12 protein-coding genes are annotated in these 11,997 nt (G+C 63.0%); 11 read left to right on the top strand and 1 reads right to left on the bottom strand.

The window, feature by feature from the left end:
* Nucleotides 1–40: 40 nt before the first annotated feature.
* The 8 genes from BB029_RS25340 (at nt 41) to BB029_RS25305 (ending at nt 7,471) form a co-directional block, all read left to right on the top strand.
* Nucleotides 41–682 (top strand): DUF1345 domain-containing protein, encoded by a 642-nt coding sequence (locus tag BB029_RS25340; protein WP_053135146.1) that lies wholly within the window; start codon nt 41–43, stop codon nt 680–682.
* 71 nt (nt 683–753) lie between these two features.
* A complete protein-coding gene (locus BB029_RS25335) occupies nt 754–1,593 on the top strand; it encodes an AraC family transcriptional regulator (RefSeq protein ID WP_065941254.1) in 840 nt (279 codons plus the stop codon).
* Between the two features lie 54 nt (nt 1,594–1,647).
* Complete coding sequence (locus BB029_RS25330; protein WP_065941253.1) at nt 1,648–2,247, top strand: LysE family translocator; 600 nt, start codon at nt 1,648–1,650, stop codon at nt 2,245–2,247.
* A gap of 109 nt (nt 2,248–2,356) precedes the next feature.
* Nucleotides 2,357–3,376: a LacI family DNA-binding transcriptional regulator gene (locus BB029_RS25325; RefSeq protein WP_141696585.1), complete on the top strand. Its 1,020-nt coding sequence runs from the start codon at nt 2,357–2,359 to the stop codon at nt 3,374–3,376.
* Between the two features lie 60 nt (nt 3,377–3,436).
* The gene (locus BB029_RS25320) at nt 3,437–4,219 is read left to right on the top strand and encodes a sugar phosphate isomerase/epimerase (RefSeq protein WP_065941251.1); all 783 of its coding nucleotides are present in this window, start codon (nt 3,437–3,439) and stop codon (nt 4,217–4,219) included.
* Entirely contained in the window at nt 4,212–5,153 is a 942-nt protein-coding gene (locus BB029_RS25315; protein WP_065941250.1) for a sugar kinase, read from the top strand. Before BB029_RS25320 ends, BB029_RS25315 begins: the two co-directional genes overlap by 8 nt.
* 45 nt (nt 5,154–5,198) lie before the next feature.
* Nucleotides 5,199–6,497 carry an MFS transporter gene (locus BB029_RS25310; RefSeq protein ID WP_027606432.1) on the top strand — a complete coding sequence of 433 codons (1,299 nt, stop codon included), beginning with the start codon at nt 5,199–5,201 and terminating at the stop codon, nt 6,495–6,497.
* Nucleotides 6,494–7,471: a D-glycerate dehydrogenase gene (locus BB029_RS25305; RefSeq protein WP_065941249.1), complete on the top strand. Its 978-nt coding sequence runs from the start codon at nt 6,494–6,496 to the stop codon at nt 7,469–7,471. Before BB029_RS25310 ends, BB029_RS25305 begins: the two co-directional genes overlap by 4 nt.
* 75 nt (nt 7,472–7,546) lie before the next feature.
* On the opposite strand, the gene BB029_RS25300 is transcribed toward BB029_RS25305, so the two are convergent.
* On the bottom strand, nt 7,547–9,172 hold the full coding sequence (locus tag BB029_RS25300) for a methyl-accepting chemotaxis protein (RefSeq protein ID WP_065941248.1): 1,626 nt from the start codon (nt 9,170–9,172) through the stop codon (nt 7,547–7,549).
* A gap of 233 nt (nt 9,173–9,405) precedes the next feature.
* Between BB029_RS25300 and BB029_RS25295 the strand changes: the two genes are divergently transcribed.
* The 3 genes from BB029_RS25295 to BB029_RS25285 are packed head-to-tail and all read left to right on the top strand — an operon-like array spanning nt 9,406 to nt 11,876.
* Entirely contained in the window at nt 9,406–10,842 is a 1,437-nt protein-coding gene (locus tag BB029_RS25295) for a nucleobase:cation symporter-2 family protein (RefSeq protein WP_065941247.1), read from the top strand.
* Between the two features lie 13 nt (nt 10,843–10,855).
* Nucleotides 10,856–11,317: an LEA type 2 family protein gene (locus BB029_RS25290; RefSeq protein ID WP_065941246.1), complete on the top strand. Its 462-nt coding sequence runs from the start codon at nt 10,856–10,858 to the stop codon at nt 11,315–11,317.
* Between the two features lie 7 nt (nt 11,318–11,324).
* Entirely contained in the window at nt 11,325–11,876 is a 552-nt protein-coding gene (locus BB029_RS25285) for a GNAT family N-acetyltransferase (protein WP_065941245.1), read from the top strand.
* Nucleotides 11,877–11,997: the final 121 nt, after the last annotated feature.

Genomic DNA, 11,997 nt, shown 5'->3' with positions numbered 1-11,997 from the left:
ATGCGCTAAGGTGCTCACAGGTAACCATCTGTGAGCTGCCATGCCCTTTCTAGCCCGTACCCACCCGCGCCTCTCCGCCGCCGCTGTGCTCGGCCTTGCCGTCGGCATCCTGGCGCCGGCCGACACCCTCGCCAGCAAAATCCTCATCGGCTGGAACGCCGGAGTCTGGACGTACCTGGTGCTGATGCTGTGGCTGACCAGCCGTGCCAGGGCCGACGATGTGAAGCGCATCGCCGAAATCGAGGACGAGAACGCCGGGCTGGTGCTGTTCACCGTGTGCATCGCCGCCATCGCGAGCCTCGCCACCATCACCTTCGAACTGGTGGGCAGCAAAGACCTGGCCACTTCCGAGCGCCTGCTGCACTACGGATTTACCGGGTTGACGGTGATCGGTTCATGGCTGTTGATCGGGGTGATTTTCAGCGTGCATTACGCCCGCCTGTATTACACCTGGAATGGCAAGGAGCCGGCGTTGCGGTTTGCCGAAGGGCTGTTGACGCCGAACTACTGGGACTTCCTGTATTTCTCCTTCACCATCGGCGTGGCGGTGCAAACCTCTGACGTCGGCGTCGCCACCCGCGGCATGCGCAAGGTGGTGCTGGGGCAATCGCTGATCGGCTTTCTGTTCAATACGGCGATCCTGGGGTTCTCGATCAACATCGCCGCCGGGCTGTTCGGCTAGACTGCACAAACCTTCTAGACGCCAGGGAGCCGGCAGGCGCTAATACCCTTACACATGCATGCTGGTGTTTTATGGCCGCGCACAATTGGATCGACTTGTCCCAGGACGCCGACACCGGCATCGAGACCCTGCGCGCGCATTTCGAGGGTCACGCCTATGACCCCCACTGGCATGACAGCTACCTGGTCGGCGTCACCGAACAAGGGGTGCAGCAGTTCAACTGCCGCCGCACCCGCCACAACAGCGTACCCGGCCAGGTGTTCCTGGTGGAACCTGGCGAGTTGCATGACGGCGACGCCCCCACGGCGGACGGCTTTACCTACCACATGCTGTACCTCGACCCGCAGTGGCTGGCGCGGGAAGTGAGTGTGGTGTTCGAAGAGGCACCCCTCAACAGTCAACTGGGGTTTACCAGCACCTTGACCAGCGACCCGCGCCTGGCGCTGGCCACCAGCCGTGCGTTCCAGACCCTGCACAGCGGCGAACTGCGCATCGTGCGCCAGCGCGCCATGGACCAATTGCTGGAGTGCCTTACCGCGCAACTCCAATGGCGCACCCGCTACCGTGAAGACCCGCGCTTACCACTGGTGGCCCACAAAGCGCGGGACTACCTGCATGCCCACCTGCAGCAAGACGTGGGCATGGATGAACTGGCCTTGGCGTGCGGCGTCGACCGCTTTCGCCTGACCCGCGCCTTCAAGAGCGCCTTCGGCCTGCCGCCCCACGCCTACCTGGTGCAACTGCGCCTGGCCCGCGCCCGGCATTTACTGGCCAAGGGCGAACAACCGGCAGACGTGGCGATTGCCCTGGGCTTCGCCGACCAGAGCCACATGGGCCGCTGGTTCATCCGCGCCTACGGCCTCACGCCCGCCGCGTACCGCAAGCGCTGCTCAAATCTTCCAGACAGGTAAGGCGCCGGCTTGTGAAGATCGACTCCATCGATTGGTTTACCGGAGTCCCCCGCCATGCTATCCACCTTGCTGCCGTTCATGCTGTTCGCCTTCGTCGCCTCCATCACACCCGGCCCCACTAACATCCTGGTGCTGAGCAACAGCGCCCGCTACGGGCTCAAGGCCGCCCTGCCAATCATCCTCGGAGCCTGCACCGGGGCGGCCGGGCTCGTGCTTCTGGTGGGGGCCGGGTTTGGCCAGTCGCTGATACACCTGCCCAAGGTGCAAAGCGCCATGCAGTGGGCCGGCGTCGCCTGGTTGAGTTACCTGGCCTGGCAGATCTTCCGTGCACCGCCCCAGGTCATCGAAGCGGATACAGGCCAAAAGCCCCTGGGTCTGATCGGCGCGGCCAGCCTGCAATTGATCAACCCCAAGACGTGGATGATGGCGTTGGCGGTGGTCAGCGTATTTGCCGGTAAGGGCGAGCAGCACCAAAGCCAGGTGGTGTACCTGTCCCTGGTGTTTTTCCTGATATCGATGCCCTGCCTGGGCACCTGGGCGCTGTTAGGGGTGGGGTCTGCGCGGGTGTTTCGTTCGCCCAAGGCCATGCAGCGTGTCAACCGAAGCATGGCCCTGCTGTTGTTGGCGGCGACGTGGTTGGGCATGATCGTCTGAACACACCGATCATCTATCTTTGTCCTACAGCTTCTTGACGACTTTCCTATTTTAGTGGTTTCCTGAAACCGGTTTCAGTCATTCCAATAAAAATAGAAGGTCGATGACCGTGAACAACTTTTCTGCCGCCCAGCGCAGCCGCGTGACCATGCTCGACGTCGCCCAGCACGCCGGCGTCTCCAAGGCCAGCGTGTCGCGCTTTATCGGCGACGACCGCGACCTGCTCTCCGATGCCATCGCCCTGCGCATCGAACAGGCCATCGAACAGCTCGGCTACCGCCCCAACCAGATGGCCCGCGGGTTGAAACGTGGCCGTACGCGCCTGATCGGCATGCTGGTGGCCGATATCCGCAACCCCTATTCCATTGCCGTGATGCACGGCGTCGAAACCGCCTGCCGCCGGCACGGCTACAGCCTGGTGGTGTGCAACACCGACCGCGATGACGAGCAGGAACGCCAGCATTTGGCGGCGCTACGCTCGTACAACATCGAAGGGCTGATCGTGAACACCCTCGGCCATCACCTCGACCAGTTGCTGGAACTGCAACGGGAAATGCCCCTGGTGCTGGTGGACCGCAAGGTCGAGCCGCTGCACAGCGACCTGGTGGGGCTGGATAACCCGGCGGCGGTGGGCATGGCGGTGGAACACCTGGAACAGCAGGGTTACCGCGATGTATTGCTGGTGAGCGAAGCCTGCGATGGCACCAGTTCACGGCAGGAACGCCTGGACAGCTTCAAGGGCGAAATCGCCCGGCGCCCGGCGCTGACCGGCGCGGTGCTGGCGCTCGATGACGGGCTGGAACAACGCCTGCAAGGCTTTCTTGCCAAACCCGGCCCCAAGGCGGTGTTCTGTGCCAACGGCGTCGCCACACTGGCCTGCACCCATGCGCTCAAGGCGCTGGACTGCAAGCTGTTCGACGACGTGGGGCTGATCGCCCTGGATGACCTGGACTGGTACCCGCTGGTGGGCAACGGCATCACCGCCCTCGCCCAACCCACCGAAGCGATTGGCGCCAGTGCGTTCGACTGCCTGCTCAAGCGCTTGCGCGGTGACACCGAACCGACCCGCACCCTGGACTTTTTGCCCCAGTTGATCATTCGAGGTTCGACCCAGCGTCCTTACACGTAGCAGAGTCGATTCAACCTTCACAACGTGAAAAAATGAAACCGGTTTCAGAGGTAAACAACAATGCACAAATACCCCGTTTCCATCAGCCTTTCCAGCTACGGCGCCGACCTGGTCCGCCAGCAAGGCCAATTGAGTTTTGTCGAATTGCTGGCCGCCGCCGGTGCCCGGCGCATCGAGTGGCGCGAAGAACTGCTGACCAGCGAGCAACCTGCACAACTGGCCCAGGCTGCCGCCGAGCAAGGCCTGGAGTGTGTGTTCTCATCGCCCCTGGAATTGTGGGTGGCCGGCCGCGCCCAGCCGAATGCCGACCTCAACGCGACCCTGGACCGTGCCCAGGCCTTTGGTGCGCGCTGGCTGAAAGTCTCCCTCGGTTATTTCACCGACACCAACGACCTGGAGAGCCTGCACGCCCTGCTCGCCCGCCATCCGGTCAAGCTCTTGGTGGAAAACGACCAGACCCTGCACGGCGGGCGCATCGAGCCGATGCAGCGCTTCTTCACCGAGGTTGAACGCCTGGGGCTGCCGGTAAAGATGACCTTCGATATCGGCAACTGGCAATGGCAGGACCAATCCGCCCTGACCGCCGCCCGCCTGCTCGGCCGGCACGTCGACTACCTGCACTGCAAGGCCGTGGCCCGTCGCGCGGACGGCAAGCTGGTGGCGCTGCCGCCCGGCGCCACCGACCTGCATCTGTGGGAACAACTGCTCACGCACATGACTCAAGGCATTACACGGGCGGTGGAATTCCCGTTGCAGGGCGATGACCTGGTTGACGTCACCGCGCAACAGGTGGCTGCCCTCGCCCTCCTTGGCCAACCCCGTGGGGAGAATGCCCATGTCTGAGATCGATATCCTCTCGTTTGGCGAAACCATGGCGATGTTTGTCGCCGAGCAGACCGGCGACCTGGCCCAGGTGGCGCAGTTTCACAAACGCATTGCCGGCGCCGACAGCAATGTTGCCATCGGCCTGTCGCGCCTGGGTTTCAACGTCGCCTGGCTGAGCCGGGTGGGCAATGATTCCCTCGGGCGTTTTGTGGTCGACACGCTGAAAAAAGAAGGCCTGGATTGCCGGCACGTGGCGGTCGACCCGTTGCACCCCACCGGCTTTCAACTCAAGTCCCGCGAAGAAGCCGGCGATGACCCGCAGGTGGAGTACTTCCGCAAGGGTTCGGCCGCCAGCCATTTGTCCACTGCGGCCATCAGCCCGGCGCTGTTGCAGGCCCGCCATCTGCATGCCACCGGCATTCCGCCGGCCTTGTCCGAGGCCACCCGCGAGCTGTCCCGCGAATTGATGACCCAGATGCGCAACGCCGGGCGCAGCGTGTCGTTCGACCCGAACCTGCGCCCCTCGCTATGGGCCAGCCAGGAACAGATGATCCGCGAAATCAACGCCCTCGCCGGTCTCGCCGACTGGGTCCTGCCGGGCCTGGGCGAAGGCCGTCTGCTCACCGGTTTCGACGACCCGGCGGATATCGCCGCGTTCTACCTCGACCAGGGCGCCGAAGCCGTGGCGATCAAGCTCGGCCCGGACGGCGCCTACTTCCGCACCCAACTGGACCAGGGCTTTGTCGCCGCCGTGCGCGTGGACAAGGTGGTGGACACCGTTGGCGCCGGCGACGGCTTTGCGGTGGGCATGATCAGCGCCCTGCTGGAAAACCTCAGCTTCCCCGAGGCGGTGCAGCGCGGTAACTGGATCGGCAGCCGCGCCGTGCAAAGTCGCGGCGATATGGAAGGCTTGCCCACCCGCTCTGAATTACCCACCCGATCCGTCGCTTGACCCACACCCTGTTGCCACAACTACAACAAGCTCAGGAGCAACCTTATGGACACCGTGAAACTCGCCACCCGCCGTTGGTGGTACATCATGCCCATCGTCTTTATCACCTACAGCCTGGCCTACCTGGACCGCGCCAACTATGGCTTTGCCGCCGCCTCCGGGATGGCCGAGGACCTGATGATCACCCCCGGCATGTCGTCATTGCTGGGGGCACTGTTTTTCCTTGGCTACTTCTTCTTCCAGGTGCCGGGTGCGATCTACGCGCAAAAGCGCAGCGTCAAGAAGCTGATTTTCGTCAGCCTGATCCTCTGGGGCGGGTTGGCCACCCTGACCGGCGTGGTGTCCAACGCCTACATGCTGATCGTCATTCGCTTCATGCTCGGCGTGGTCGAGGCCGCCGTGATGCCGGCCATGCTGGTGTACCTGTGCCACTGGTTCACCCGTGCCGAGCGCTCGCGGGCCAATACCTTCCTGATCCTCGGCAACCCGGTGACCATGCTGTGGATGTCGGTGGTGTCCGGCTACCTGGTGCAGCATTTCAGCTGGCGCTGGATGTTTATCATCGAAGGCCTGCCGGCGGTGCTGTGGGCATTTATCTGGTGGAAGCTGGCGGATGAAAAACCCGCAGACGCCAAGTGGCTGAGCGAGCAGCACAAAAAAGACCTGGAAAGCGCGCTGGCCGCCGAACAGGTCGGCATCAAGGCGGTGAAAAATTACGCCGAAGCGTTCCGCTCGCCCAAGGTGATCATCCTGGCGCTGCAGTTTTTCTGCTGGAGCATCGGCGTGTACGGCTTCGTCTTGTGGCTGCCGTCAATCCTCAAGAAAGGCCTGCAGATGGACATGGTCGAAGCCGGCTGGCTCTCGGCCCTGCCCTATCTCGCCGCCGTGATCGCCATGCTGGCGGTGTCGTGGGGCTCGGACAAACTGCAAAAACGCAAGCGCTTCGTGTGGCCGCCGCTGCTGATTGCCTCCATCGCGTTCTACGCTTCCTACGCCTTGGGCGCCGAACATTTCTGGTGGTCCTACACCCTGCTGGTCATTGCCGGAGCCTGCATGTATGCGCCGTACGGGCCGTTTTTTGCCATCGTCCCGGAAATCCTCCCCGCCAACGTCGCCGGTGGCGCCATGGCGCTGATCAACAGCATGGGCGCCCTCGGCTCGTTCGGCGGCTCCTACCTGGTGGGTTACCTCAATAGCAGCACCGGCTCGCCCGGCGCCTCGTACCTGCTGATGAGCGGCGCGCTGATGCTGTCGGTGGTGCTGACGATTTTCCTCAAGCCCGGCGCCAGTGACCGTGAACGCGCGCCCATCTCGACCCTCGAATTGAAGGTGAAAACCCCATGAAAAAGTCTGTGGTTCTGTACAAGAAGCTCTCCGCACCGTTGATGGCGCGCCTGCATGAACAGTGCGACGTCACCCTGATCGACGCACTGGACGAGACCGGCCTGGCCAAGCTGCGCGATGCACTGCCTACCGCCCACGGCCTGCTGGGTGCCAGCCTGCGCCTGGATGCCGGGTTGCTCGACCTCGCACCGCAACTGGAGGCCGTGGCCAGCGTATCCGTGGGGGTCGACAACTACGCTATCGACTACCTGACCCGGCGCGGCATCCTGCTCAGCAACACCCCGGACGTGCTCACCGAAACCACCGCCGACACCGGCTTCGCGCTGATCCTGGCCACTGCCCGGCGTGTGGTGGAGCTGGCCGACATGGTGCGCGCCGGCCAGTGGAACAAGAATATCGGCCCGTCACACTTCGGCAGCGACGTGCATGGCAAGACCCTGGGCATCATCGGCATGGGCCGCATTGGCGAAGCCTTGGCCCAGCGCGGGCATTTCGGTTTTGGCATGCCGGTGATCTACCACAGCCATTCGCCCAAGCCGGCGGTGGAACAGCGCTTTGGCGCGCAGTACCGCAGCCTCGACGACTTGCTGCAACAGGCCGATTTTGTCTGCCTGACCTTGCCGCTCACGGCTGAAACCGAAAAGCTGATCGGCGCCGAGCAGTTTGCTCTGATGGGTCCGGAGACGATCTTTATCAATATCTCGCGGGGCAAGGTGGTGGACGAGGCGGCGTTGGTCGAGGCCTTGCAGCAACGTACGATTCGGGCGGCGGGGTTGGACGTGTTCGAAAAGGAACCGCTTGATCACGGCTCACCGTTGCTGCGTCTGAACAACGTGGTGGCGACGCCGCATATCGGCTCGGCGACCCATGAGACGCGGGAGGCGATGGCCAAGTGTGCGGTGGATAATCTGTTGCAGGCGTTGGCGGGTGAAAAACCCAAGAATCTGGTGAACCCAGGGGCCTGGAAGCAATAGCTTCTGACACCACACAGAACACATGTGGGAGGGGGCTTGCCCCCTCCCACATTTGATTGCATTGCAAAAAGTGGGTCAGATAACGAACCTCGCCACCATCCCATTCAAATCCACCGCCAGACGCGACAGCTCGTGGCTGGCCGCGCTGGTCTGGTTGGCCCCCGCCGCCGACTGGGTCGCCAGGTCGCGGATGTTGACCAGGTTGCGGTCCACTTCGCGGGAGACCTGGGCCTGTTCTTCCGACGCGCTGGCGATCACCAGATTGCGTTCGTTGATCAGGCTGATGGACTGGGTGATCTGCTCCAGGGCCACGCCGGCGGCGCGGGCCATTTCCAGGGTGTCCTGGGTGCGCTGGTTGCTCTGTTGCATCGACTGCACCGCTTCACCGGTACCGTTCTGGATGCCGGCGACCATCTTCTCGATTTCCTGGGTCGACTGCGCCGTGCGATGGGCCAGGGCCCGCACCTCATCCGCGACCACCGCAAAGCCGCGTCCGGCTTCACCGGCGCGGGCCGCTTCGATGGCAGCGTTGAGCGCCAGCAGGTTGGTCTGTTCGGCAATCGCGCGGATCACGTCCAGTACTTTGCCGATGTCACGGCCCTGGGTGGCCAGGCCTTCGATCATCGCGGCAGTGTTTTGGACGTCCTGGGTCATGGTCTGGATCGCGCCGACGGTTTCCATCACCCGGTCGCGACCCGACCGCGCGGCCTGGTTGGACTGGTTGGAGGCCTCGGAGGTGGACACCGCATTGCGCGCCACTTCTTCCACCGCCGCGGTCATCTCGTTGACCGCCGTAGCGGCCTGGTCGATTTCATTGTTCTGTTGCTGCAGGCCCCGGGATGCTTCCTCGGTCACGGCGCTCAACTCCGTCGCCGCCGAGGCCAGCTGCGTGGCCGAGCCGGCGATATGCTGGATGGTCTGGCGCAGGTTGGTTTGCATGGTCGACAAGGCGCTGATCAGACGCGCGGGTTCATCGTTGCCATTATCTTCAACGACGCTGGTCAGGTTGCCACCGGCGATGGTTTCAGCCACCTGAACCGCTTTGCGCAACGGCGTGACAATGCTGCGGGTCAGCAGCCAGGCCAGCAGCACCGTGAGCAGTGCAGCGCTGACCGAAACCACGATAATCCCGGTGATGGCACTGGTGTAACTGTGCCCTGCCGCATCGCTGGCTTGCTTGGCGTTGGCGGCATTGATCGCAATCAGCTTGTTCAACTGCTCGCCCATCTGATCGGTGCCTTCCTTGATCCGGGTATTGATCAGGGTGCGCATCTGCTCGACGTCGCCTTGCTTGGACAGCGCCAGCATGTCCGCCTGGGCCTTGAAGTAGTTATCCAGGGTGCTGACAAACGTCTTGTACAACGCCGCTTCCTCCGTACCGGCGGGTAATGCCGCGTAGCCGGCCTGGGCCGTCTTGACCTTGTCGACCAGCACGCCGATGCGGGTTTCGGCTTCCTGCAGGCCGGCTGGCTCGCGGTTGACCAGCACTCGAAATGACAGGATACGCATGCGCAGGACGTTCTCCGTCATCTGGGCCAGGTACGTCACGCTGGGCAGCTGGTTGCTGCTCATGTCCACCGAGGCCTGGCGGATCAACGTCATGCGGTTGGCCGCAAACCCGCCCAACACCACCACTAACAGGGCGATGAAGGCGAAACCGAGGGAAGCGCGAGGGGCGATATTCAGGTGACGGAGCGACATAAGGGCGATCTCGAAATAGAGTGGCGGCGCGCGTCCATGCCACGAAACGATCAGCCAGCGTCAACGCACTGCCTGACACCGGCCATCACTGTTGTTTTTGATAGATGGGCCTATAAGCAGTATCGGCAGGAATCGGGGTTTTATGCAGGGTCTTTATAAATATTTTTTTACACTTCTGACGCTGGGCCGTTTCTGGCATCCTGCGCCTCCATTTTCTGACCCGAGCCCTCATTTTGTCTGACGCTCAAGCCCCCCGCCCCCGCTATAAATCCGACCTGATCTACGGCCTGGAGGACCGCCCGCATTTCAGTGCGGCGATATTTGCCGCGCTGCAGCACGTGCTGGCCAGTTTTGTCGGCATCATCACCCCGACGCTGATCGTCGGTGGTGTGCTCGGCCTGGAAAGCGAAGTGCCCTATCTGGTGAGCATGGCGCTGTTTGTGTCGGGGCTCGGCACCTTTGTCCAGGCGCGCACGTTCGGCCCTATCGGCTCAGGGCTGCTGTGCCTGCAAGGCACCAGTTTCTCGTTTATCAGCGTGATTCTCAGCGCGGGGTTCATGGTCAAGGCCCGGGGCGGCGGCACCGATGAGATCCTCTCGACGATCTTTGGCATCTGCTTTTTCGCGGCGTTTATCGAAGTGGTGCTCAGCCAGTTCATCGGCAAGCTGCGCAAACTGATCACCCCGGTGGTGACCGGCACCATCATTACCCTGATGGGCCTGTCGCTGATCAAGGTGGCCGTTACCGACATGGCCGGCGGCTTTGGCGCCAGCGACCTGGGCGCGGCGAGCAACATGGGCCTGGCGGCCCTGGTGCTGCTGACCATCGTGGTGCTCAACCGCTTCAATAACCCGTTCCTGCGCCTGGGTTCGATCGTGATCGGCCTGGCCCTGGGCTTTGTGGTGGCCTGGTACCTGGGCCGCGTCGATATGGCGGCATTGCCCCAGGTGCCGCTGATCAGCGTGCCGGTGCCGTTCAAGTACGGTTTTTCGTTCGACTGGGTGGCGTTTATCCCGGTGGCGGTGATCTTCCTGATTTCGCCCCTGGAAGCAGCCGGTGACCTGACGGCCAACTCGATGATTTCCCAACAGCCGGTCAAGGGCCCGCTGTACATCAAGCGCATCAAGTCGGGCCTGCTGGCCGACGGCCTCAACTCGGCAATGGCCGCGACGTTCAACAGCCTGCCGATGGTGACGTTCGCCCAGAACAACGGCGTGATCCAGTTGACCGGCGTGGCCAGCCGCTACGTGGCGTACTTCATTGCCGGCCTGCTGGTGCTGTTGGGGCTGTTGGGGCTGTTCCCGATGATCGGCGCGGTGCTGCAACTGATGCCCAAGCCGGTGCTGGGCGGCGCGACCCTGATCATGTTCGGCACCGTCGCCGTGGCCGGCATCAAGATCCTCGCCGAAGCCGGGCTGCACCGCCGCAATGTGCTGATCGTGGCGATCTCCCTGGGCATGGGCCTGGGCGTGGCCGCCGTGCCGGAAGTGTTGCGCGACCTGCCCAAGGCGCTGCACAACATCTTCGAATCGCCGATCACCGTGGGCGCGTTCTGTGCAATCCTGCTGAACATTTTCCTGCCGGAAGCGTTCATAGAGCTGGAAGAAGATGAATTTGATCCGGAGTCCTCTACCCTCAAAGTGATGCAGGACCCGGACGTCACGAGATAGGAGCACCCTTTGCATGCGCAGGCTCATGGTTCTATGGCTGCTACTGCTGAGCTTGAGCGCCTGTGCGCTGTTCCCCAACCGCGACCCGGTGAATATCAATGTGGTGGGCATCGAGCCGCTGCAAAGCCAGGACCTGGAAGTGCGCTTCGCCGTGAAACTGCGGGTGCAGAACCCCAATGAAACGGCGATCGACTACAACGGCGTGGCCCTGGATCTGGAGGTCAATGGTCGGCCGCTGGCATCGGGGGTGAGTGACCAGCGCGGCAGCATCCCGCGTTTTTCCGAGAGCGTGCTGATGGTGCCGGTGAGTGTTTCGGCGTTTTCCGTACTGCGCCAGACCTTGGGCCTGAGCCAGACCCAGAGCTTGAACAACCTGCCCTACGTGCTGCGGGGCAAACTGGCGGGCGGGCTGTTCGGCACGATGCGCTTTGTGGACCGTGGCACGCTGGACTTGCCGAATACCGCGACCTGGTAATGACACCATGCAACCGACACTCTTTACCGAACGCCTGATCCTGCGCCCGCTGACCCTGGACGATGCCGAAGGGATCCAGCAGCAATTCGCGCATTGGGACGTGGTGCGTTACCTCAACGCCCTGGTGCCGTGGCCCTACCCGGCCGACGGCGCGCGCACCTACCTGGAGCACATCGCCCTGCCCGCCATGGCCCGTGGCAAGGAATGGCATTGGTCCCTGCGCCTGAAAAGCGCGCCTGGACAGTTGATTGGTAACGTCAGCTTGATGGACGAGCAGGATAACAACCGCGGGTTCTGGCTGGGGCCGCAATGGCAGGGGCAAGGGTTGATGGCCGAAGCCAGCGCGGCGGTGACCGACTACTGGTTCGGCGTGCTCAAGCGCCCCGTGCTGCGGGTGCCCAAGGCCGCACCCAACCTGGGCTCGCGGCGGATTTCCGAGCGCACGGGCATGCGTTTGATCAGGACGGATGAAGGTGAGTTTGTGGCAGGCACTTTCCCACGGGATATCTGGGAAATGACCCGCGAGGAATGGCTGGAAAACCAATCCTCTAAACGCTGAGCCCCAAAGGTGGGAGGTCCCACTCCCTCTTCGACGTAGCACTGGCGCGCAGCAAACCGGGAGCTCTGTGGCAAGCGGGCTTGTCGAATCGTCGCACCGCCCGCGTTGGGGTGCGAAGCGC

This window comes from Pseudomonas sp. S3E12 (assembly GCF_001702295.1).
Taxonomy (GTDB): domain Bacteria; phylum Pseudomonadota; class Gammaproteobacteria; order Pseudomonadales; family Pseudomonadaceae; genus Aquipseudomonas; species Aquipseudomonas marginalis.
The sequence above is the reverse complement of the archived record's forward strand: the minus strand, read 5'-3'. Positions and strand labels throughout refer to the sequence as shown.

Coding starts and splice junctions, on each gene's coding strand:
- BB029_RS25340 (WP_053135146.1), top strand. CDS start 41: ATGCCCTTTCTAGCCCGTACCCACCCGCGCCTCTCCGCCGCCGCTGTG.
- BB029_RS25335 (WP_065941254.1), top strand. CDS start 754: ATGGCCGCGCACAATTGGATCGACTTGTCCCAGGACGCCGACACCGGC.
- BB029_RS25330 (WP_065941253.1), top strand. CDS start 1,648: ATGCTATCCACCTTGCTGCCGTTCATGCTGTTCGCCTTCGTCGCCTCC.
- BB029_RS25320 (WP_065941251.1), top strand. CDS start 3,437: ATGCACAAATACCCCGTTTCCATCAGCCTTTCCAGCTACGGCGCCGAC.
- BB029_RS25315 (WP_065941250.1), top strand. CDS start 4,212: ATGTCTGAGATCGATATCCTCTCGTTTGGCGAAACCATGGCGATGTTT.
- BB029_RS25310 (WP_027606432.1), top strand. CDS start 5,199: ATGGACACCGTGAAACTCGCCACCCGCCGTTGGTGGTACATCATGCCC.
- BB029_RS25305 (WP_065941249.1), top strand. CDS start 6,494: ATGAAAAAGTCTGTGGTTCTGTACAAGAAGCTCTCCGCACCGTTGATG.
- BB029_RS25300 (WP_065941248.1), bottom strand. CDS start 9,172: ATGTCGCTCCGTCACCTGAATATCGCCCCTCGCGCTTCCCTCGGTTTC.
- BB029_RS25290 (WP_065941246.1), top strand. CDS start 10,856: ATGCGCAGGCTCATGGTTCTATGGCTGCTACTGCTGAGCTTGAGCGCC.
- BB029_RS25285 (WP_065941245.1), top strand. CDS start 11,325: ATGCAACCGACACTCTTTACCGAACGCCTGATCCTGCGCCCGCTGACC.